Origin of the sequence: Streptomyces sp. NPDC002884 (genome assembly GCF_040295245.1) — a bacterium.
Taxonomy (GTDB): domain Bacteria; phylum Actinomycetota; class Actinomycetes; order Streptomycetales; family Streptomycetaceae; genus Streptomyces.
The window spans coordinates 63264-85417 of the sequence record NZ_JBEOVB010000029.1 but is presented as its reverse complement, the minus strand read 5'-3'; the positions used below and the strand labels follow the sequence as shown (position 1 = coordinate 85417).

The window sequence follows — 22154 nt, the reverse complement described above, 5'->3', positions numbered from 1 at the left end:
ACCATGACCGTGCTCGACAAGACAGCGACGACGACGGAGACGACGGCGAAGGCGGCGACCGTCGAATTCCGCGGCCTGCGCCGGGAGTTCGGCCCCACCCTCGCCCTCGACGGCCTCGACCTCACCGTCCGGCCGGGTGAACTCCTCGCCCTGCTCGGCCCCTCCGGCTGCGGCAAGACCACCGCCCTGCGGATGCTCGCCGGGTTCGAACACCCCGACTCCGGCGAGGTGCTGCTCGACGGCGAGGACGTCACCCGGGTGCCGGCCCACCGCCGGGACGCCGGGATGGTCTTCCAGTCGTACAGCCTCTTCCCGCACCTCGACGCGCTCGACAACGTGGCCTTCGGACTGCGGATGCGCAAAGTGCGCACCGCCGAACGGCGGACCAGGGCAACCGAGTTGCTGGAGCTCGTGGGCCTCGCCGACAAGGGCGCCCGGTTCCCGCACCAGCTCTCCGGCGGCCAGCAGCAGCGCGTCGCCCTGGCCCGCGCCCTCGCCCTGCGCCCGCGCGTCCTGCTCCTGGACGAGCCGCTCTCCGCGCTCGACGCCAAGGTGCGGCTGACCCTGCGCGAGGAGATCCGGCGGCTCCAGCAGGAGCTGGGCATCACCACCCTGTTCGTCACCCACGACCAGGAGGAGGCCCTGTCCATGGCGGACCGGGTCGCCGTGATGCACGCCGGACGGCTCGAACAGTGCGCCGCCCCGGCCGAGTTGTACGGCCGCCCCGCCACGGCCTTCGTCGCCGAGTTCGTGGGCACGACGAGCCGGATCCCGGGACACCTCGACGGCGAGACCGTCGAGGTGCTGGGGCGCCGACTGCCCGTCGACGGCAGGATCCCGGCCGTGACCGAGGTGGACGTGCTGGTGCGGCCGGAGGCGGTGCGGGTGCGGGCCGAGGACGGCGGGGACGCGCGCGTCGTCGCCACCTCCTTCCTCGGCGCGGCCGTCCGCGTCACCGTCCGGCTGGCCGACGGCACCGAGGTCAAGGCCGACCTGCCCGCCCACGAGGCCGCCGGGCTCACGGCGGGCGCCGCGGTGGGCGTGTCGCTGCCCGACCGCCCGGTGCTCGTCGCCGAACGTACTTCCTGATCCCCCCACCGAAAGAGGCAACCGTGACGCAACTTCCCCTCCAGGCCGTCCTGTTCGACATGGACGGCACGCTCGTCGACACCGAGCGGCTGTGGTGGGAGGCGGTGGAACGGGTGGCCGGACGGGCCCTGACCGAGGCGGACCGGCCGGAGGTGCTCGGCCGTCCCGTCGAGCACACCGCCCACTGGCTGGCCACCACCACGGGCCGGCCGGCCCCGGGGCTCGCCGAGGCGCTCCACCGGGAGTTCGCGGACCGGGTGCTGGCCGGTGTCGTGCCCCGCCCCGGCGCGCTCGCCCTGCTCGACGCCCTGGCCCGGGAGGGCGTACCGACGGCGCTGGTGACCGCGTCGCCCCGGGCGGTCGCCGACACGGTGCTCGACGCGCTCGGCGCGGGCCGCTTCGCCGTCACCGTCACAGCCGACGACACCGAGCACACCAAGCCCGCCCCCGACCCCTACCTCGCCGCCTGCCACACCCTCGGCGTCGACCCGGCGGCCTGCGTGGCCGTCGAGGACACCGAGACCGGTGTGGCCTCCGCCGAGGCGGCCGGCTGCACGGTGCTGGCCGTGCCGTCGCTCGCGCCGATCGGGAGGGCGCCCGGCCGGACCGTCGTGGCCGGCCTGGAGGGCGTCACCCCCGGGCGGCTGCGCTCCCTGCTGCCGCACCGGCTCCGCGTCATGACCTGGAACCTCTGGTACGGCGGTACGAAGGTCCGCGACCACCGGGCCAAGCAGCTCAAGATCCTCACCGAGACCGACGTGGACGTGGTCGGTCTCCAGGAGACGTACGGCACCGCCGCCGAGGAGCTCGCCGACGCCCTCGGCTGGCACCACCACCGGGCCGGGGAGAACCTCGGGATCATCAGCCGCCACCCGATCACGGCCGCCCTCGGCGACCCCGACGTGGGCTTCTACGGCGCGGCGGGTGTCCGGATCGAAGTCGGCGGCAGCGCGGTCGACGTCTGGACGGCCCACCTGGACTGCGCGCCGTACGGGCCCTACGAGTCCGCCTTCGACGGGCTCGCCGCGGACGCCCTGATCGCCCACGAGGGGGAACGGCTCGCGCGGCTGCGGGACGCCCTGCACCGGATCGGAGCGGGCCCGGCGCCCGTCGTCCTCGTCGGTGACTTCAACAGCCCCTCCCACCTGGACCGGCCGGACGTCGGGTGGCCGGTGACCGGGGCCGCCGAGGAGGCCGGTTTCGCCGACTCGTACCGCGAGGCGCACCCCGACCCCGTACGGGAGCCCGGGCACACCTGGTCGCCGGTGCACGCCGAGCACGAGGACGGCAGCGGTCGCCCGGAGCCGCAGGACCGGATCGACTTCGTGCTCCACCGGGGCCTCAGGGTGCTCGACTCCCGGACCCACGTCACCGGCAGTCCCCGGCCGTGGCCGGACGTCGAGGACAACGACTGGCCCTCCGACCACGCCGCGGTGATCACCACCTTCGCGGTCACCCCCCTCACGATCACGGGGAAACCGGTGGGCGGCGGGGCGTGAACTGTCTACCATCGGTGTCATGACCTGGCGACATTGATCCACGACCGGCCCCGACGTCCGTCGACTGACCGCCACGCTGTACGCGTACGCGTTCCTCGACGAGTTCGTGCTGCTCTACCCGGTGTACGCGCTGCTGTTCGCGGACAGCGGCCTGTCCGTCGGGCAGATCTCCTCCCTGTTCGTCCTGTGGTCGCTGACCGGCGTCCTGCTGGAGGTGCCCTCGGGCGCCTGGGCGGACGCCGTCTCGCGACGGCTGCTGCTGTGGGTCGGCCCGCTGCTGGGCGCGGCCGGCTTCGCGCTGTGGGTGCTGTTCCCGTCGTACGGGGCCTTCGCGGCCGGCTTCGTCCTGTGGGGCGCGCGTGGCGCGCTGGGCTCCGGCGCGCTGGAGGCACTGGTCTACGAGGAGCTCGACCGGGCCGGCGCCGCGGACCGGTACGCCCGGCTCATGGGCCGCGCGCACGCGGTGGGCCAGGTGGCCGTGATGACGGCGATGGGCCTGGCCGGGCCGGTCTTCGCGGTCGGCGGATACCCGGCCGTCGGCGCGGCCAGCGTGCTGGCGTGTCTGCTCTGCGCCGCGACGGCGACCCGTTTCTCCGAGCACCGGCGTCCGACGGGCGACGGCGACAGCCGGCCGGCGACCCTGCGGGCCGGACTGGCCGACGCCCGCCGCGACCGCTCCGTACGCGGTGCCCTGCTGCTCGTGCCGGCCGTGTCGGCGGTGTGGGGCGCCCTCGACGAGTACACGCCCCTGCTGGTCGGGGAGACGGGCGTACCGGAGGCGAACATCCCGCACCTGCTGGTGCTGATCTGGGCCGGCGTCACCGCCGGAAGCCTCCTCGCCGGACCGGCCGAGCGCCTGGGCCGCGGGGGATTCGCCGTGCTGCTCGCCCTCTCCGCGCTCGCCCTCGCCGTCGGAGGGATCAGCGGCACCCCGGCCGGCGTCGCCCTGGTCGCCCTCGCCTTCGGCGGCTTCCAGCTGGCGACGGTCCTGGCCGACGTCCGGCTCCAGCAGCGCGTCGAGGGCGCCGGCCGGGCCACCCTCACCTCGGTCGCGGGTCTCGGGACGGAGGTGGTGACCATCGCGGTGTACGGCGCGTACGGCGCCCTCGGCTCGACGTTCCCGCACGGCGTCGTCTTCGCCCTGTGCGCGGTGCCGTACCTGGTGACGGCGTCGACGATGTCGAGGCGGGCCCGGGGGAGGGGCAGGCGCCGGGTGAGGGGTGAGGGGTGAGGCGTGAGGGGTGAGGCGTGAGGGGTGAGCGAGGGGGCGCAACGAATCGCCGCCCGGCGGCCCGCGCACGCAACGATCCGCTCACCGGCGCGCAACGGCTCCTTCTTGTCCGGGCCGGGCGGGCGCCCGTACCGTCTAGATGGCCCCCACAACCACCCTTCCGTCCGGTGAGGATCACGCATGCGTACCGCCCTGCTCCAGAGCTCCGGCCGCCCCGGCTCCGTCGTCGAGAACCTGAAGGTCCTCGACGAGGCCGCGGACCGGGCCGCCGCCGCGGGCGCCGGGCTGCTCGTCGCGCCGGAGATGTTCCTCACCGGATACGCGATCGGCGACGACATCGCCCGTCTCGCCGAGCCCGCCGACGGGGACTCCGCGGACGCCGTCGCCGAGATCGCCGGCCGGCACGGCCTCGCCGTCGCGTACGGCTATCCGGAGCGCCACGGCGAGACGGTCCACAACTCCGCCCAGCTGATCTCCGCCGACGGCGACCGGCTCGCGAACTACCGCAAGACCCATCTCTTCGGCTGCTTCGAGCGCGACCACTTCCGGCCGGGCGGGCAGCCGGTCGTCCAGGCCGAGCTGAACGGCCTCACCGTCGGCCTCATGATCTGCTACGACGTCGAGTTCCCGGAGAACGTCCGCGCCCACGCCCTCGCCGGCACCGACCTCCTCGTCGTGCCGACGGCGCAGATGCACCCCTTCCAGTTCGTCGCCGAGTCGGTGATCCCGGTCCGCGCCTTCGAGAACCAGATGTACGTGGCGTACGTCAACCGGGTCGGCCAGGAAGGCGAGTTCGAGTTCGTCGGCCTCTCCACGCTGGCCGGCCCCGACGGGGTCGCCCGCACCCGCGCCGGCCGCGGCGAGGAGCTGGTGTTCGCCGACGCCGACCCGGTCGCCCTCGCCGCCTCCCGCGAGGCGAACCCGTACCTGAAGGACCGCCGCCCCGGCCTGTACGGGTCCCTGGTCTGAACCCGGCCGCACCCGCTCCGCACCTCCACCCCCTGAGCCTCCCAGGAGTCCGTACCCCATGACGTCCACCGTGCCCAACGCCGTCGAGCACGCAGACGAGCAGCAGCCGCCGATCACCATGTTCGGCCCGGACTTCCCCTACGCGTACGACGACTTCCTCGCCCACCCGGCGGGCCTCGGCCAGATCCCCGCGACCGAGCACGGCACGGAGGTCGCCGTCATCGGCGGCGGACTGTCCGGCGTCGTGGCCGCGTACGAGCTGATGAAGATGGGCCTCAAGCCGGTCGTCTACGAGGCCGACCGGATCGGCGGACGGCTGCGCACCGTCGGCTTCGACGGCTGCGACCCCTCCCTCACCGCCGAGATGGGCGCGATGCGCTTCCCGCCGTCCTCCACGGCGCTCCAGCACTACATCGACCTGGTGGGACTGGAGACCCAGCCCTTCCCCAACCCCCTCGCGGAGGCGACCCCTTCGACGGTCGTCGACCTCAAGGGCGAGTCGCACTACGCCGAGACGGCCGCGGACCTGCCGCAGGTCTACCGTGATGTCGCCGACGCCTGGAACAAGTGCCTCGAAGAGGGCGCCGACTTCTCCGACATGAACCAGGCCATGCGCGAGCGGGACGTGCCGCGTATCCGCGAGATCTGGGCGAAGCTCGTCGAGAAGCTCGACAACCAGACCTTCTACGGCTTCCTCTGCGACTCCGAGGCCTTCAAGTCCTTCCGGCACCGCGAGATCTTCGGCCAGGTCGGCTTCGGCACCGGCGGCTGGGACACCGACTTCCCGAACTCCATCCTGGAGATCCTGCGCGTCGTCTACACCGAGGCCGACGACCACCACCGCGGGATCGTCGGCGGCTCGCAGCAGTTGCCGCTGCGCCTCTGGGAGCGCGAGCCCGAGAAGATCGTCCACTGGGCGTACGGCACCTCGCTGGCGAGCCTGCACCAGGGCGGCGAGCCCCGCCCGGCCGTGACCCGGCTGCACCGGACCGCCGGCAACGGGATCACCGTGACGGACGCGAACGGCGACATCCGCACCTACCCGGCGGCGGTCTTCACCGCGCAGTCCTGGATGCTTCTGTCGAAGATCGCCTGCGACGACTCGCTCTTCCCGATCGACCACTGGACGGCGATCGAGCGCACCCACTACATGGAGTCCAGCAAGCTGTTCGTGCCGGTGGACAGGCCGTTCTGGCTCGACAAGGCCGTCGACGACAGGGGGAATCCCACGGGCCGGGACGTCATGTCGATGACGCTCACCGACCGCATGACGCGCGGCACCTACCTCCTCGACGACGGCCCGGACCGGCCCGCCGTCATCTGCCTGTCGTACACCTGGTGCGACGACAGCCTCAAGTGGCTGCCGCTGTCCGCGAACGAGCGGATGGAGGTCATGCTGAAGTCGCTCGGCGAGATCTATCCGAACGTCGACATCCGGAAGCACATCATCGGCAACCCGGTGACGGTCTCCTGGGAGAACGAGCCCTACTTCATGGGCGCGTTCAAGGCCAACCTGCCCGGCCACTACCGCTACCAGCGGCGCCTGTTCACCCACTTCATGCAGGACCGGCTGCCCGAGGACAAGCGGGGCGTGTTCCTCGCCGGCGACGACATCTCCTGGACCGCGGGCTGGGCCGAGGGGGCGGTGCAGACCGCGCTGAACGCGGTCTGGGGCGTCATGCACCACTTCGGCGGGACGACCGACGCGACCAACCCGGGCCCGGGCGACGTGTACGACGAGATCGCGCCGGTGGAACTCCCGGAGGACTGAGGCCGCACAGCACGAGGCCGTACAGCGCGAGGCCGCACGGTACGAGATCTCGCGGGCCGCGGTCTCACAGGACGAGGCCCGACAGCGGGGTGAGCATCATGCGGCCCGCGAAGCCCACGGCCGTGTCGAGGCGTTCGGTGAACTCCCCGGCCACGTCGGGGAGCCGGCGCAGCGCCCACAGGGCCCGGGCCGCCGTCCAGGTGGCGTCCCGGGCGCGCTCCAGGCTCCAGGAGCCGAGCAGATGGGTGAGCGGGTCGGCGATCTGCAACAGGTCGGGGCCCGGCATCAGCTCTTCGCGGATGCGTTCCTCCAGCGAGCCGAGTAGCTCGCCCACGCGGTCGAACTCGTCCTCCAGCTCGGCCGGTTCGCAGCCGAGGCTACGACAGGCGTCCACCACGGCGAGCGCCAGGTCGTGCCCGATGTGCGCGTTGACGCCCGCGAGCGCGAACTGCAGCGGGCGTACGCCGGGATGGCGGCGGAACTGGAGCAGCGGCCGCCAGCAGGCCGGTGGCCGGCGGTCGGCCGGCCCCGGGTCCACCGCGTCCAGGTAGCGCTCGGCGAACCGTACGTCCAGCGTGGTCGCGGCCCGCGCGTCCGGGAACCGGCCCGTGTCGATGCGCCGGCCGACCTCCTGGGTCACCGCGAGGTAGACGCGGTTGAAGACCGCGATGCCGTCCCCGGGAGGCAGGGCCGCGTCGAGGGCGCGCATCCGGGCGAGCACATCGTCGACACTCGTGCGGTCCGTGTCGAGGACTGTCTCGACGGGAGCGGTGAACTGTTCCGTTTGCGGCATGGGGGCAGGGTGACAGTCCTAGGCTGGCCCGCGTGTCGGCGGGCCCGACGCTTCCCCGGAACGGGGGAACGAGCCCGTCGCACGGGAGGGGAACAGCACGGTGCGAGGCGTACGTGAGGGACGGGCCGGACGGCGGGGTGTCATGGTCGCCGCCGCCTCGGTGGTGGTGGCTCTGGGCACCGCCGCGGGGATGCTGACCGCCCTCGGGGACGGGGACGAGGGCGACGGCGCACGCGGCACCGACCGGGCCCGTCCGAAGGTGAGCGCGACGCTCCTGTCCCCCTCGACCGCGAACCCGCCGTCCCCGTCGGCGTCCCCCTCGGCCTCCGCCCCGACCGTACGGCCGACGCCCTCGCCCGGCCGTACCGCGCGAAAGCCGCGGGCGGCCGCCGTGACCACGAGCCTCTACCGCCACCCCGAGTCCCAGGTCCTCGACTGGGTGCACGACAACCCGGGGGATCCGCGCACCGCCGTCATCGAGTCCCGGATCGCGAGCCGGCCGGCGGCCGTGTGGTTCACCGAGTACGCCCCCGACACCGTGACCTCGCGGGTCCGCGCGGTCACGGCGGGCGCCGCCGGTCAGGGCCGGGTCCCGGTGCTCGTGGCGTACGCGATCCCGGACCGTGACTGCGGCGGCGCTTCCGAGGGCGGGGCGCCCGACCTCGACGCCTACGCGGGCTGGATCGACGGGTTCGCCGCCGGGCTCGGCTCCGGCGAGGTGGTGGTCGTCCTGGAGCCCGACTCCGTGGCCCAGACCGACTGCCTCGACGAGGCCGGACGGGCCGCCCGCCTCGCCGCGCTGGCCCGCGCGGGACGCGTGCTGAAGGCGGCCGACCCGAAGGCACGCGTCTACTACGACGCGGGGCACTCCGGCTGGAACGCCCCGGCCGAGCAGGCCGCCCTGCTGAGACAGGCCGGCGCCGCCTCGGCCGCGTCCTCCGACGGGATCTTCAGCAACGTCTCCAACTTCCACCGCACGGCCGACGAGGTCGCCTACGACCGCCGGGTCCTGGACGCCCTGGGCGGCCCGCCCGGCCTGGGCGCCGTCATCGACACCAGCCGCAACGGCAACGGCGCGCCGGCGGCCGGCGAGTGGTGCGACCCGGACGGGCGGAGCATCGGCCGGGCCCCGACCTTCCGGACCGGGGAGGCCCGGATCGACGCCTATCTGTGGGTGAAGCTGCCGGGGGAGTCGGACGGCTGCAAGGGGGCGGCCGGCGAGTTCAGCCCGTCGTACGCCTACGAACTGGCGTCGTCGTAGCTGCTGGTGCCCTCGTCTAGCAGGGGTCCCGGCGACTTGAGGTGGGCGGGCGCGAACGCGCGCAGCGCGTGGTAGCCGGTGATGACGACGACCGTGCCGAGCGCGATGCCGCTCAGCGAGAAGGTGTCGGTGAACTCCAGCGAGACGTTGCCGACGCCGATGATGATGCCCGCCGCGGCCGGCACCAGGTTCAGCGGGTTGCGCAGGTCGACCCCGGCGGTGATCCAGATCTGCGCGCCGAGCAGGCCGATCATGCCGTACAGGATGACGGTGATGCCGCCGAGGACCCCGCCGGGGATCGCGGCGACGATCGCGCCGAACTTCGGGCACAGGCCGAAGAGCAGGGCGAACCCGGCGGCGGCCCAGTAGGCGGCCGTCGAGTAGACCCGGGTCGCGGCCATCACGCCGATGTTCTCGGAGTAGGTGGTGTTGGGCGGGCCGCCCACCGCCGTGGACAGCATCGAGCCGACGCCGTCGGCGGAGATCGCCGTACCGAGCCGGTCGTCCAGGTCGTCGCCGGTCATCTCGCCGACCGCCTTGACGTGCCCCGCGTTCTCCGCGACCAGCGCGATGACGACGGGCAACGCCACGAGGATCGCCGACCACTCGAAGGACGGGCCGTGGAAGGTGGGCAGCCCGATCCAGTCGGCGTGACCGACCCCGGACAGGTCGAGCCGCCAGTGATCGGTGACCTTGCCGCTCGCGTCGGCTGAGTGGATCCGGCCGAAGACCCGGTCGAACAACCACGAGATGCCGTACCCGAAGACCAGGCCGAGGAAGATCGCGATGCGGGACCAGAAACCACGCAGGCAGACGACGGCCATACCGGTGAACGCCATGACCAGCAGGGCCGTCCACTGGTCCTGCGGCCAGTAGGTGGTGGCGGTGACCGGGGCGAGGTTGAAGCCGATGAGCATCACGACGGCGCCGGTCACGATCGGGGGCATCGCGGCGTGGATGATCCGCGCCCCGAACCGCTGCACGGCCAGTCCGACGACGAACAGCGCCACCCCGACGACGAACACCGCGCCGGTGACCGTGGCGCTCGTCCCGCCCTGTGCCCGGATGACCGCGGCCACGCCCACGAAGGAGAGCGAGCACCCGAGGTAGCTGGGCACCCGGCCGCGGGTCGCGAGCAGGAAGATCACGGTCGCGACGCCGGACATCATGATGGCGAGGTTGGGGTCGAGGCCCATGAGGACGGGCGCGACGAAAGAGGCCCCGAACATCGCCACCACGTGCTGGGCGCCGAGCCCCGCCGTACGGGGCCAGGAGAGCCGCTCGTCGGGACGGACCACCGCGCCGGGCGCCGGGGTGCGTCCGTCGCCGTGCAGTTTCCAGCGGACGCCAAGATCCATGGTGCGGGTTCGCTTTCCTGGGGATGCGGATGTCCGGACCATTCTCACGTGAAACCGGAGGGTGAGCGACCGCTTAGCGACCCCTTACGATGGGGGTGATTTCCTCATACACGCACCTCATGCACGCACCTCGTACCCGCACAGGAGTCCCCGCCGTGACCACCGAAGCCCCTGGCGCCCCAGCTGTGTCGTACGGCCGGCTCATGCCCGTCACCGTCCACTTCGACGACCTGGACGCGCTGGGCATGCTGCACAACGCCCGCTACCCCCTGCTCGTCGAGCGGGCCTGGACCGAGTTCTGGCAGGAGAACGGGGTCCGCTTCGAGGGCGACTGGGCGAGCGCGGGGGACGCCTGCAACGTCGTCAGGGAACTGCTGATCGGCTACGAGGCCCCGGTCACCCGTACCGGCACGTACGCCGTCCACCTCTGGCTGGACCGGCTCGGCGGCACGGGGCTGACGTACGGCTTCCGGTTCTGCTCGGCGGACGGGGGCACGACGTACGCGCGGGGCACCCGCGTCCTGGTGCGACTCGACGCGACCACCCTGCGCCCCACACCGTGGAGCGACGCCTTCAGGGCCGGGGGTCGGGCACTGCTGCGGCCCGCGGGCTGACCTTCGCGCCGGTCCGCTCGCCGCCCCGCAGCACACCCGCGAACAGCACGAGCCCGCACGCGAGCAGCGTCACCACCCCGAACGACACCACCAGGCTGGTCGCCTGTGCCACCCCGCCGATCAGGCTCGGCGCGATCAGGCCGGAGGTGTAGGTGATCGTCGCGACGCCCGCGATGGCCTGGCTCGGGTTGGGCCCGCTGTGCCCGGCCGCCGCGAAGCACAGCGGTACGACGACCGCGATGCCCAGTCCCATCAGCCCGAACCCGCCCATCGCCACCGCCGGGTGCCCCGCGACGACGATCATCAGCCCGCCCAGCGCGGCGAGGACACCGCCCGCCCGGACGGTACGCACCGCGCCGAACCGGTTCACCACCGCGTCGCCGACGATCCGGGCCACCGCCATCGTGAACATGAAGCCGGTCGTGCAGGCGGCCGCCGCCCCGGCCGACGAGTCGAGCTCGTCGCGCAGGTAGACGGCCGACCAGTCCAGACTGGCGCCCTCCGCGAACACCGCGCAGAACCCGACCGCGCCGATCAGCAGCGCCGAGCGCGGCGGCAGCGTGAACCGCGGGGGCGGCTCCTCGTCCTCGGCCGGCCGCAGGTCCAGCACCCAGCGGCAGGCCAGCAGGCCCAGGAGGGTGAGGACCGCCGCCGACAGCACATGGTGCACGCGCGCGTCCGCACCCAGGTGCGCGGCGAGCGTCCCGCCCGCCGAGCCGATCAGGGCGCCCGCGCTCCACATGCCGTGCAGCCCCGACATGATCGACCTGACGAGCAGCCGCTCCACCTCGACGCCCAGGGCGTTCATCGCCACGTCGGCCATGCCCGCGGACGCGCCGTACGCGAACATCGCCAGACAGAGCGTCAGCAGGTTCGGGGCGAGGGCGGGCAGGGTCAGCGACAGCGTCCACAGCGCGAGCAGCGCGCGCAGGGCCGCGCGGCTGCCGAAGCGATGTGTGATCGAGCCGGCCAGCGGCATCGCGCAGGCCGCGCCGAACGCCGTGAAGGCGAGCGCGAACCCGAGCTGTCCCGTGGACACGTCGGCGTGGTCCTGGATCCACGGCACACGGGTCGCGAACGAACCGGTGACCGCGCCGTGCACGGCGAACACGGCCGCCACGGCGTACCGGGAGCGCCGGACCTCCGACGGTGTGTGGATCACTGCGTCCACTCCGCTCATTCTCCCGTCCCTTCCGGATCCGCGCCGCGCCGCCGCGATGCCGTCGTAAACTATCAGGAACCCTGCCTGATAAATAGGGGCCGATGGTGGGCCACCGCCGATCGGGTCCCCCTCGGCCGTGGGAGGATTCCCGCCATGCCCGCTTCCCCGAGCACCGCCCGGGCCATCAACGACCGGCTCGCCCTCCGGCTGCTTCAGTACGAAGGCCCACTGACGGCAGGGCAGTTGAAGCAGCTCACCGGCCTGTCCCGCCCGTCGGTCGCCGACCTCGTCGAACGCCTCACCGCCGCCGGTCTGATCGAGGTGGTCGGCGAGGCGGGCGAGCAGCGACGCGGACCGAACGCCAAGCTCTACGGCATCGTCGCCGACCGCGCCCGTCTGGCCGCGCTGGACGTGCGCACGGAAGGGGTCGCGGTGCTCGTCTCGGACCTGGTCGGCCGGGTGCTCGCCGAGGCGTCCGTGCCGATCGGCGGTGACACGGGCACCGGGACGGCCGTGGAACAGGCGGTCTCGCTGGTCGAACGGGCGGCGAAGGAGGCCGAGGCCATGGGGCCGCCCCCGCGCGAGGGCGTCCGGGCATGGGGCCGGCTGCACACCCTGGGCATCGGCGCACCCGGGCTGATCGACCCGTCGAGCGGCGAACTGCGCGACTCCAGCGGCCTGCCCGAGTGGCACCGCCGGCTGGTGGCCGCGCTGCAGGAACGCTTCCCGGACGCCCACGCGCTCGTCGAGAACGAGACCAATCTGGCCGCCCTGGCCGAACAGCGCGAGGGCGCCGCCCGGGACCGCGACACCTTCGTCCTGCTGTGGCTGGGCCACGGCACCGGCGCGGCCGTCGTCCTGGACGGCGCGCTGCGCCGCGGCGCCTCCGGCGGCACCGGCGAGATCGGCTTCCTGCCGGTACCGGGCACGAACGGACTGCCCTCGGCGACGGACTGCGAGGGCGGCTTCCACTCGCTGGCCGGCTCGGCGGCGATCGCCGCGCTGGCGGGGGAGTACGGGCTGACGGCGCACGCGCGCTCCGACGAGCCGGTGGCGGCGGCGCTGGTGCGCGCGGCGGTGGACGCGCCGGACTCCGCGGCCGCGGGCGGCTTCCTCGACGCCCTGGCCGACCGTCTCGCCCTCGGCGCGGCCTCCGTCGTCGCCGTCCTGGACCCCGGCTGTGTGGTCCTCGGCGGGGAGGTCGGCCAAGCCGGCGGGGAGGCCCTCGCCGGCCGGGTGGCACGGCGCCTGCGGCAGATGGCCCCGCTGCCCACGGAGGTGCGCCCCAGCGCCCTGGGCGGCGGCGCGGTGCTGCGCGGGGCACTGCTGACGGCCCGCGACGCCGCCCAGGAGGAACTCTTCGGCACGGCGCGCGGGACCGACACGCCCTGACGCCGGGCCGCGCACCCACGCCGGGCCGCGCACCCACGCCGGGACGCGTTCTGACGCCGGCCGCGCATTCACGCCGGGACGCGCTCTACGACGGATGCGCACCCGCACCGGGACGCGCACGGATGTCGGATGCAGGTCGACGGCGGGTGCGCTTCAGTGACGGGTCTGCTGCGACGGCGGGCAGGCCGCGCCGGATGCGCTTCAGCGCCGGATGCGCGTCGCCAGGTAGTCCTCGAACGTGCCCTTGCCCACCGCCCGTTCCGGCGCCAGGTGACCTCCCGTGCGAAAGCCCCGGTAGGCCGCGCCCCACAGCGGCACGTTCACCACCGCGCACCGCCGGCCGCTCGCCTTCAGGAACGCGCGCGCCAGCGACTCGAACGTGCGGACCTCGGGTCCGCCCATGTCGTCGACCCGGCCGGCCGGCGCGCCCGCCGCCAGCTCCGCGAGCCGGTCGGCGACCTCCGCGACCTCCACCGGCTGGTCGCTCACCCCGGCCGGCAGCATCATCACCGGCACCTTGGCCAGCCCCTGGAACAGCTGGACCAGCAGGTCGTGGAACTGGGTCGCGCGCAGCACCGTCCAGCCGAGCCCCGACTCCGCCAGCAGGTTCTCCACGGCGAGCTTGGCCTTGTAGTAGCCGAACGGCACCTGGTCGACGCCGACGATCGAGATGTAGAGCAGGTGCGCCACCCGGGCCTGCCGGGCCGCGGCGATCAGGTTCGCGGCCGCCTGCTCGTCGTCGCCGCGCGGAGTGGTCGCGCAGTGCACGATCGTGTCCACGCCCGCGACGGCCGCGTCCAGTCCCGGCCCGCCCTCGCGCAGGTCGACGGCGTACGGCTCGCTGTGCCGGCTCAGTACCCGCACCTCGTGCCCGTCCGTCCGCAGCCGGTCGGTGACGAGCCGCCCGAGGGTTCCCGTACCGCCGGTCACGAGGATCGTGGTCATACCGTTCAGCCCCTTCGGACACGGGCGCGCTCCCGGCCGGAACGCGCTCCGTCGGTCAAGCTTGTCCGGGTCGGCCGGGGCCCGCATGTCCCGCAGCTCACGGCGGGGTTCCCGTCCGACGGGGCGTGCGGCGATCGGCCGGAGCGAAGGGACCCGGCGGCGGGCAAGGGCCGTCGTCACCGCCGCCGGGCCGCACTCCGTCGACCCTAGAAAGGACTAGACCACTACGTCAATAGGTATGGACCAATCCTGGGCCGTGTCGGGGTCGACCCCGAACCGCAGCGGGCGCAACCCGAATTGACGACCTGTGAGCCACCCCACATTTTTCACCTGTATGGACGCGTACCCGGCGTGGCACACTGGCCCTGTAAACCAAAGCAGCGCACTCCGGGGTCGGTGAAAGTCCGAACCGGCGGTTACAGTCCGCGACCCGGTCGCTTCCAGCGGCCGGTTGACCAGGTGAAATTCCTGGACCGACGGTTAAAGTCCGGATGGGAGGCAGTGCGCGGCGGGCGGGCATTCGTGCGCGCCGCCGTATACGTACTCGTCCGCGGACGAGTCTGTCCGGCGTCGCCCCCGGTGTCGTTGCCCGTACCTGCTGTCGTCATCGACAGGCCCCGGAGTCCGTGCCCGAAGAGGCAGGAGGACCCGGGAAGTGTTCACCGGAATCGTCGAAGAGCTGGGTGAGGTCACCGCCGTCGAGAATCTCGGCGACGCCTCCCGCTTCCGTCTGCGCGGCCCCGTCGTGACCGACGGCGCGAAGCACGGCGACTCCATCGCCGTGAACGGGGTCTGTCTCACCGTCGTCGAGCACGAGGGCGACGAGTTCACCGCCGACGTCATGGCGGAGACCCTGGACCGCTCCAGCCTCGGAGCGCTCGGCGTCGGCTCCCGCGTCAACCTCGAACGCCCCACCGCCGTCGGCGACCGCCTCGGCGGGCACATCGTGCAGGGCCATGTCGACGGCACCGGCGCGGTGTTGGAGCGCAAGCCCTCCGAGAACTGGGAGATCATCAAGATCTCCCTCCCCGCCGGCCTCGCCCGGTACGTCGTGGAGAAGGGCTCCATCACCGTCGACGGCATCAGCCTCACCGTCGTCGAGGCCGGCCCGGACTTCTTCACCGTCAGCCTCATCCCCACCACCCTCGCCCTGACCACGCTCGGCCTCAAGCAGCCCGGCGACCCGGTCAACCTCGAGGTGGACATCGTCGCCAAGTACGTCGAGCGCCTGCTGACCACCACCCGGGGAGCGGCGCAGTGAACTCGCTGAACTCCGAGGCCTTCACCCTCCTCGACCAGCACATCCTCTGGTCGGACATGATCGGCAACATCCTGGGCCTGATCACCCTCGCCCTCGGCTGGCGCCGCTCCCTGTGGACCTGGCCGGTGCAGTTCCTCTCCGGGCTCGTCCTGTTCGGCGCCTTCTACGGCCATCTGACCGGCAGCGCCGGCAAGCAGGTCGTCGTCATGGTCGTCGCCCTGTACGGCTGGTGGCAGTGGAACCGCAGCAGGGGACGGTCCGGGGACGGCCAGATCACCCCGCGCTTCGCGTCCTGGACCGAGCGGGCGGCCATGGCCGGCGCCGCCGCCGCGGGCACCGTCGCCGTGGCCCTGCTGTTCAAGGCCCACCCCTCCCTGTCCTGGGACCCCTGGCCGGACGCCTACATCTTCGTCGGCACGATCGTCGCCATGTACGCCCAGGCGCGCGGCATGGTCGAGTTCTGGATCGCCTGGCTCCTCGTCGACCTCGTCGGCGTCCCCCTGAACTTCGCCAACGGCTACGCCTTCTCCGGCTTCGTCTACGTCATCTACGGCGCGCTCGTCCTGTGGGGCATGCGCGACTGGTGGCTGCGCTCCCGCAAGGCCTCGCGACCCGCTCTGGAAGGAGCGCCGGCATGAGTACCGCACCGATCCTCTACAGCACGGACGGCATCGAGGACTTCGCCCTGGACCCCGTCGAGCGGGCCATCGCCGACATCGCCGCGGGCCGTCCCGTGGTGGTCGTCGACGACGAGGACCGCGAGAACGAGGGGGACCTCGTCATCGCCGCGGAGAAGGCCACCCCCGAGATCGTCGCCTTCATGATGAGCGAGTGCCGCGGCCTGATCTGCGCCCCCATGGAGGGCGACGAACTGGAGCGCCTGAAGCTCCCGCAGATGGTCGAGGACAACACCGAGTCGATGAAGACCGCGTTCACGGTCTCCGTCGACGCCTCCGCCGCCCACGGCGTGACCACCGGCATCTCCGCCGCCGACCGCGCCACCACGCTGCGGCTCCTGGCGAGCGGCGTCACCGAGGCCACGGACTTCGTCCGCCCGGGTCACATCTTCCCGCTGCGCGCCAAGCCCGGCGGTGTGCTGACCCGCGACGGCCACACCGAGGCGGCCGTCGACCTCGCCCGTCTCGCGGGGCTGCGCCCGGCCGGCGCGATCGTCGAGATCGCCGGCGAGGACGGCCGGATGCTCCGCCTGCCCGAACTGATCCCGTTCGCCCGCAAGCACGGCCTGACGATCATCTCCATCGAGGACCTGATCGCCTACCGCCGCAGCGCCGAGCCCACCGTCCGCCGCGAGGCGCAGACCCGGCTGCCCACCGTCCACGGCACCTTCACCGCGTACGGCTACCGCTCCACCGTCGACGGGGTCGAGCACGTCGCCCTCGTCCACGGCGAGCTCGGCGACGGCGAGGACGTCCTCGTCCGGGTGCACTCCGAGTGCCTCACCGGCGACATCTTCGCCTCCCAGCGCTGCGACTGCGGCCCCCAGCTCGACACGTCGCTGGAGCGCATCCAGAGCGAGGGCCGGGGCGTGGTCGTCTATCTGCGCGGGCACGAGGGCCGGGGCATCGGTCTGCTGTCCAAGCTGAGGGCCTACGAGCTCCAGGAGCAGGGGCACGACACCCTCGACGCCAACCTGGAGCTGGGCCTGCCCGCCGACGCCCGCGACTACGCGGCCGGCGCGCAGATCCTCGAGGACCTCGGCGTGCGCAGCGTGCGGCTGATGACCAACAACCCCGAGAAGACCGACGCCCTCGTCCGGCACGGCATCGAGGTCACCCGGCGCGAGCCGATGCCCGTACAGGCGGGCGAGCACAACATCCGCTACCTGCGCACCAAGCGGGACCGGATGGGACACGATCTGCCCTGGCTGGACACGGCCCCCGTGTCCCCCTGCGGCAACCAGTAACGCAAGTCGGCAAGGCACGAGAGGCAAGAGGAGAGACGTGAGCGGCAAGGGCGCACCGGAACTGTCCGTACGCAATGTGGGTGACCTGCGGGTCGCCGTCATCGCGGCACAGTGGCACGAGAAGGTGATGGACGGACTGGTCGACGGCGCGCTGCGCGCCCTGCACGACCTCGGCATCGACGAGCCGACCCTGCTGAGGGTCCCCGGCAGCTGGGAGCTCCCGGTCGTCGCCAAGGTGCTGGCCGGGCGGGGCTACGACGCGATCGTCGCCCTCGGCGTCGTCATCCGTGGCGGCACCCCGCACTTCGAGTACGTGTGCCAGGGCGTCACCCAGGGCCTCACCCAGGTCTCGGTCGAGACCGGCGTGCCCGTCGGCATGGGCGTCCTCACCTGCGACACCGAGGAGCAGGCCCTGGACCGGGCCGGAATCGAGGGCTCCAACGAGGACAAGGGGCACGAGGCGGTGACGGCGGCGGTGGCGACCGCGGCCACCCTCCGCTCAGTATCCGAACCCTGGCGGTAGGCAGGCCGGCGCAACGGCTAGGGTGGGATCACCATGTCCAAGAAGACGTTCGAGGAGCTCTTCACCGAGCTCCAGCAGAAGGCCGCCAGCGGCGACCCCGCCACTTCCCGCACCGCAGAACTGGTCGGGAAGGGCGTCCATGCCATCGGCAAGAAGGTCGTCGAAGAGGCCGCCGAGGTCTGGATGGCCGCCGAGTACGAAGGCAAGGAGGCAGCCGCCGAGGAGATCTCGCAGCTGCTCTACCACGTCCAGGTGATGATGGTCGCCCGCGGAATCTCGCTGGACGACGTGTACGCCCACCTGTAAACCTTTTTCAGCCACCACCCCACACATCCACCCCGATCGTCACGTTCCACGCGAAGGAAGCCGACCTCATGCTGCGCATCGCCGTCCCCAACAAGGGTTCCCTGTCAGGCCCCGCGGGGGAGATGCTGCATGAGGCCGGCTACCAGCAGCGCCGCGAGTCCAAGGAACTGCGGATCGTCGACCCGGTCAACGACGTCGAGTTCTTCTACCTCCGCCCCCGGGACATCGCGATCTACGTCTCTTCCGGGCGCCTCGACATCGGCATCACCGGCCGTGACCTGCTGATCGACTCCGGCGCCAACGCCGAGGAGATCCTGCCGCTCGGCTTCGCCCGCTCCACCTTCCGCTTCGCCGCCAAGCCGGGCACGGCCGAAGTCCTCGAGGACCTCCAGGGCCGGACGGTCGCCACCTCCTACGAGGGCATCGTCGACAAGCACCTGGCCGAGCGGGGCATCGACGCCTCCGTCGTGCACCTCGACGGCGCCGTCGAGACCGCGATCGAACTGGGCGTCGCCGAGGTCATCGCCGACGTCGTCGAGACCGGCACCTCACTGCGCAACGCGGGTCTCGAGGTCTTCGGCGAGCCCATCATGAAGTCCGAGGCCATCGTGATCCGCCGCACCGGCGCGGACGTCGAGGAGCCCAAGGTGCAGCAGTTCCTGCGCCGCCTCCAGGGCGTCCTGGTCGCCCGGACGTACGTGATGATGGACTACGACTGCCGCGTGGAGCAGCTGGAGAAGGCCGTCGCGCTGACCCCGGGACTGGAGTCGCCGACCGTCTCCCCGCTGCACAACGAGGGCTGGGTCGCCGTCCGTGCCATGGTCCCGGCCAAGGAGGCACAGCGGATCATGGACGACCTCTACGACATCGGCGCCCGCGCCATCCTGACCACGGCCATCCACGCCTGCCGCCTCTGACCTCAGCCGGGAACATGTCCAACCTGCCGAACCTCCCCGTCACCTTCCGGCCAGGGCGCACCCGTGTGGTGCTGCTCACGGCCGGAGTGGTGATCCTCCTCGTCATCTCCGCCGTGGCGATGCTGCTGGAGCAGCTCGGCCCGGGGGAGCGGCTCAGCTTCGTCCTCACCGGCGCCCTCATCTTCTGGGTGCTGGCCCAGCTCGCCCGGGTACGCGTCGTCGCCGACGACCGCGGTGTCACCGTCGTGAACATCGCCAGCAGGAGGCGCCTGGACTGGGCCGAGATCGTCCAGGTGAACCTCCGTCCGGGCGACCCCTGGGTGTTCCTCAACCTCAGCGACGGCACCAGCCTGCCCGCCCTCGGCATTCAGCCGGGCATCGACAAGCGGCAGGCCATCGCCGACGCGCGCACCCTGCGGACCCTCGCGGAAGCCCGGTCCGTCCGGGACCCCGAGGCGTCCACAGAGCAAGATCAGGGCTGACTCGGGGCCGTCCACCCTGCCGCTCATGCCCCTGTCTTGATTAATCTGGTGACGGAGGCGTTCCCCTTACGCCTCCACCCCTGTGGCTCCCTGCCGGGTGCACAGGGGTTCCTGCTACCCGAGGAGTGACTCCCTCCGGCGATGGACGGTTCGTCCTGTAGTACCTGCGCCGCCCCTATCCGACCTGGTTCGGAGGCGGCGGCATCATGACCACCCCCTTGCTGCTCCTGGCAGCCGCGTTCCTGCTCATCCTCGCCAACGGCTTCTTCGTCGCCGCCGAGTTCGGCCTTGTCACGGTCGAGCGGCCGGACGCCGAGAAGGCCGCCGCCGAGGGCGACAGACGAGCCCACACGGTCGTCGAGTCGTTGAAGGAACTGTCCTTCCAGCTCTCCGGCACCCAGCTCGGCATCACCATCACCTCGCTCGTCGTCGGCATGCTCGCCGAACCGGCGCTGGCCGAGCTGCTGCACGGCCCGTTCACCGCGATCGGCATCCCCGAGGGCGCCGTCGCCGGTGTCGCGGTGGTCGTCGGCATGCTGCTGGCCTCCGCCGTGCAGATGGTGATCGGCGAGCTCGTGCCCAAGAACTGGGCGGTGTCCAAGCCCCTCCAGGTCGCGCGCTTCGTCGCGGGCCCGCAGGCCGGCTTCTCCCGCCTCTTCCGGCCGGTGATCGCGGCGCTCAACACCGTCGCCAACCGGCTGGTGCGCGCCCTGGGCATCGAGCCCACCGCGGAGCTGGCCTCCGCGCGCACCCCCGGCGAACTCGTCTCCCTGGCCCGTCACTCGGCCCAGGCCGGGGCGCTCGAACAGGACACGGCCGACCTCTTCGTCCGGACCCTGTCGCTGGCCGAGCTGACCGCTCAGCACGTCATGACCCCACGGGTGAAGGTGAGCGCCCTTCAGTCGTCGGCCACCGCCGAGGACGTGGTCAACCTGACCCGGGCCACCGGCCTGTCCCGGTTCCCGGTCTACCGCGAGAAGATCGACGAGATCGTCGGCATGGTCCATCTCAAGGACGCCCTGGCGGTCCCCGTCCACGACCGGCTGCGTACCCCGCTCGGCCGTATCGCCCGCCCCGCGCTGCTGGTCCCGGAGACCCTGCCGGTCCAGCCCCTGCTGGCCAGGCTGCGCAGCGAGCAGCCCATCGCCGTCGTCGTCGACGAGTACGGCGGCACGGCCGGCGTGGTCACGCTCGAGGACATCGTCGAGGAGATCGTCGGCGAGGTCCGTGACGAGCACGACGGCCAGGACACGCCCGAACTCGCGGCGGCCCCGCCCGAGGAGGGCAGGCCCGCCTGGGACGTGGACGGCAGCTGCCGTGTCGACACCCTCCAGCGCATAGGCCTGCAGGTCCCCGAGGGCCCGTACGAGACGGTCGCCGGGCTGGTCGCCGACCTGCTCGGCCGGATCCCGGCCGTCGGCGACCGGGCCGAACTGCCCGGCTGGCGGCTCTCCGTGCGCCGCGTCGGCCACAACCGGGCCGAGCGGGTCCGCCTGGTGCGGACCGGCCAGGTCGTGGAGGCCGCCCGATGAGCGCCTTCCAGCTTCTCTTCGCCGCGCTGCTCGTGCTCGCCAACGGATTCTTCGTCGGCGCCGAGTTCGCGCTCGTCTCCGTCCGCCGCAGCCAGATCGAGCCCCTGGGCACCGCACGGGCCCGTCAGGTCCTCTACGGTCTGGAACGCCTGCCGCAGATGATGGCGGCGGCCCAGTTCGGCATCACCGTCTGCTCCCTCACCCTGGGCGCGGTCGCCGAACCGACGGTCGCGCACCTGCTGGAGCCGCTGCTCGAGGCGGTCCGCCTCCCGCACGGCATGATCCACCCGCTGGGCTATGTGGTGGCCCTCGCGGCCGTGGTCTTCTTCCACCTCGTCATCGGCGAGATGGTCCCGAAGAACCTCGCCATGGCGGCCCCCGAGAAGGCCGCGCTGTGGCTCAGCCCCGGCCTGGTCGCCTTCGCCCGGGTCTGCCGGCCGATCACGGTGGCCCTCGGCGCCTGCGCCCGGGGCATCCTGCGGCTCTTCCACGTCGAACCCAGGGACGAGGTCGAGGCCGTCGTCACCAGCGAGCAGCTGAACCGCCTGCTGGAGGACTCCGGCCAGGCCGGCCTCCTCGACCCCGAGGAGCAGGAGCGGCTGGAGGACGCGCTGGAGCTGGGCTCCCGCCCGGTGACGGACGTGCTGCTCAAGCGCGAGTCCCTGGTGACGGTCAGCCCGTCGGTCACCCCCGGGGAGATCGTCGCGCTGACCGCCCGTACCGGCTACTCCCGCTTCCCGGTGGCCGCGGAGAACGGCGCCTTCATGGGCTATCTGCACGTGAAGGACGTCCTCGACGTGGAGGACTCCGAGCGGGCGGTGCCGCAGCAGGTCTGGCGGCCGATGACGACGCTCCGTTCCGAACTGCCGCTGGACGACGCGCTGACGGTGATGCGCCGGGCGGCCACCCATCTGGCGCAGGTGGCCGACGCGTCCGGCCGGGTGCTCGGCCTGGTCGCGCTGGAGGACGTGCTGGAGCTGCTGGTGGGCGAGGTCACCGACCCCGCGCACCGGGAGGTCTCCGGGATCCGGCTGACCGAACCGAGGGGGAGTTCCCCCAAGGTCTCGGCTCCGCTCGAGCAGGGCGGGCCCACGTCCCCGGAGGAAGCGCTGGCGAGCTGAGAGG

General features: G+C 72.5%; 21 protein-coding genes and 1 riboswitch. Of the genes, 17 read left to right on the top strand and 4 right to left on the bottom strand.

The genetic code is table 11. The annotated features are described in order from the left end of the window. The first annotated feature begins 3 nt into the window (after nt 1-3). The 5 genes from ABT070_RS36300 to ABT070_RS36280 all read left to right on the top strand — a co-directional run bounded on the left by ABT070_RS36300 (nt 4) and on the right by ABT070_RS36280 (nt 6559). Nucleotides 4-1089, top strand: coding sequence for an ABC transporter ATP-binding protein (locus ABT070_RS36300; RefSeq protein WP_351767142.1), 1086 nt, complete (start codon nt 4-6; stop codon nt 1087-1089). Between the two features lie 23 nt (nt 1090-1112). Further along, entirely contained in the window at nt 1113-2588 is a 1476-nt protein-coding gene (locus tag ABT070_RS36295) for an HAD-IA family hydrolase (protein ID WP_351767140.1), read from the top strand. A 106-nt stretch (nt 2589-2694) separates the two neighbouring features. Beyond that, entirely contained in the window at nt 2695-3819 is a 1125-nt protein-coding gene (locus ABT070_RS36290) for an MFS transporter (RefSeq protein WP_351767138.1), read from the top strand. A 180-nt stretch (nt 3820-3999) separates the two neighbouring features. Next, on the top strand, nt 4000-4788 hold the full coding sequence (locus ABT070_RS36285) for a carbon-nitrogen hydrolase family protein (protein WP_351767136.1): 789 nt from the start codon (nt 4000-4002) through the stop codon (nt 4786-4788). 58 nt (nt 4789-4846) lie between these two features. Beyond that, nucleotides 4847-6559 (top strand): flavin monoamine oxidase family protein, encoded by a 1713-nt coding sequence (locus tag ABT070_RS36280; RefSeq protein WP_351767134.1) that lies wholly within the window; start codon nt 4847-4849, stop codon nt 6557-6559. Nucleotides 6560-6623: 64 nt separating this feature from the next. On the opposite strand, the gene ABT070_RS36275 is transcribed toward ABT070_RS36280, so the two are convergent. Further along, nucleotides 6624-7352, bottom strand: coding sequence for a DUF5995 family protein (locus ABT070_RS36275; protein ID WP_351767132.1), 729 nt, complete (start codon nt 7350-7352; stop codon nt 6624-6626). Between the two features lie 142 nt (nt 7353-7494). Between ABT070_RS36275 and ABT070_RS36270 the strand changes: the two genes are divergently transcribed. After that, nucleotides 7495-8613 (top strand): glycoside hydrolase family 6 protein, encoded by a 1119-nt coding sequence (locus ABT070_RS36270; RefSeq protein WP_351767187.1) that lies wholly within the window; start codon nt 7495-7497, stop codon nt 8611-8613. Here the strand turns inward: ABT070_RS36270 and ABT070_RS36265 are convergent. Further along, nucleotides 8592-9971: a uracil-xanthine permease family protein gene (locus tag ABT070_RS36265; protein WP_351767129.1), complete on the bottom strand. Its 1380-nt coding sequence runs from the start codon at nt 9969-9971 to the stop codon at nt 8592-8594. The genes ABT070_RS36270 and ABT070_RS36265 overlap by 22 nt on opposite strands. Before the next feature lie 155 nt (nt 9972-10126). Between ABT070_RS36265 and ABT070_RS36260 the strand changes: the two genes are divergently transcribed. Beyond that, complete coding sequence (locus ABT070_RS36260) at nt 10127-10585, top strand: acyl-CoA thioesterase (protein ID WP_351767127.1); 459 nt, start codon at nt 10127-10129, stop codon at nt 10583-10585. Here ABT070_RS36260 and ABT070_RS36255 read toward each other — a convergent pair. Next, a complete protein-coding gene (locus ABT070_RS36255; protein ID WP_451102060.1) occupies nt 10545-11756 on the bottom strand; it encodes an MFS transporter in 1212 nt (403 codons plus the stop codon). The genes ABT070_RS36260 and ABT070_RS36255 overlap by 41 nt on opposite strands. Nucleotides 11757-11900: 144 nt before the next feature. Here ABT070_RS36255 and ABT070_RS36250 point away from each other — a divergent pair, with 144 nt between their 5' ends. Next, complete coding sequence (locus ABT070_RS36250; RefSeq protein WP_351767123.1) at nt 11901-13139, top strand: ROK family transcriptional regulator; 1239 nt, start codon at nt 11901-11903, stop codon at nt 13137-13139. Between the two features lie 201 nt (nt 13140-13340). On the opposite strand, the gene ABT070_RS36245 is transcribed toward ABT070_RS36250, so the two are convergent. Further along, nucleotides 13341-14084, bottom strand: coding sequence for an SDR family oxidoreductase (locus tag ABT070_RS36245; RefSeq protein ID WP_351767121.1), 744 nt, complete (start codon nt 14082-14084; stop codon nt 13341-13343). 378 nt (nt 14085-14462) lie between these two features. After that, nucleotides 14463-14593, top strand: a riboswitch (FMN riboswitch). Between the two features lie 146 nt (nt 14594-14739). Here ABT070_RS36245 and ABT070_RS36240 point away from each other — a divergent pair. From ABT070_RS36240 to ABT070_RS36200, 9 genes are all read left to right on the top strand, one after another. Next, nucleotides 14740-15345, top strand: coding sequence for a riboflavin synthase (locus ABT070_RS36240; RefSeq protein ID WP_351767119.1), 606 nt, complete (start codon nt 14740-14742; stop codon nt 15343-15345). Then, complete coding sequence (locus ABT070_RS36235; RefSeq protein WP_351767117.1) at nt 15342-15983, top strand: nicotinamide mononucleotide transporter family protein; 642 nt, start codon at nt 15342-15344, stop codon at nt 15981-15983. Before ABT070_RS36240 ends, ABT070_RS36235 begins: the two co-directional genes overlap by 4 nt. Further along, nucleotides 15980-17269: a bifunctional 3,4-dihydroxy-2-butanone-4-phosphate synthase/GTP cyclohydrolase II gene (locus tag ABT070_RS36230; RefSeq protein ID WP_351767115.1), complete on the top strand. Its 1290-nt coding sequence runs from the start codon at nt 15980-15982 to the stop codon at nt 17267-17269. Before ABT070_RS36235 ends, ABT070_RS36230 begins: the two co-directional genes overlap by 4 nt. Nucleotides 17270-17306: 37 nt before the next feature. Continuing rightward, nucleotides 17307-17792 (top strand): 6,7-dimethyl-8-ribityllumazine synthase, encoded by a 486-nt coding sequence (gene ribH / locus ABT070_RS36225; protein WP_030613284.1) that lies wholly within the window; start codon nt 17307-17309, stop codon nt 17790-17792. A gap of 33 nt (nt 17793-17825) precedes the next feature. Further along, entirely contained in the window at nt 17826-18098 is a 273-nt protein-coding gene (locus ABT070_RS36220) for a phosphoribosyl-ATP diphosphatase (protein ID WP_054239553.1), read from the top strand. A 68-nt stretch (nt 18099-18166) separates the two neighbouring features. Continuing rightward, nucleotides 18167-19015: an ATP phosphoribosyltransferase gene (gene hisG, locus ABT070_RS36215; protein WP_351767112.1), complete on the top strand. Its 849-nt coding sequence runs from the start codon at nt 18167-18169 to the stop codon at nt 19013-19015. A gap of 14 nt (nt 19016-19029) precedes the next feature. Continuing rightward, a complete protein-coding gene (locus tag ABT070_RS36210; RefSeq protein ID WP_351767111.1) occupies nt 19030-19497 on the top strand; it encodes a PH domain-containing protein in 468 nt (155 codons plus the stop codon). A 206-nt stretch (nt 19498-19703) separates the two neighbouring features. Next, nucleotides 19704-21029 carry a hemolysin family protein gene (locus tag ABT070_RS36205; protein WP_351767109.1) on the top strand — a complete coding sequence of 442 codons (1326 nt, stop codon included), beginning with the start codon at nt 19704-19706 and terminating at the stop codon, nt 21027-21029. Next, complete coding sequence (locus tag ABT070_RS36200; RefSeq protein ID WP_351767107.1) at nt 21026-22150, top strand: hemolysin family protein; 1125 nt, start codon at nt 21026-21028, stop codon at nt 22148-22150. Before ABT070_RS36205 ends, ABT070_RS36200 begins: the two co-directional genes overlap by 4 nt. The last annotated feature ends 4 nt before the right edge of the window (nt 22151-22154 follow it).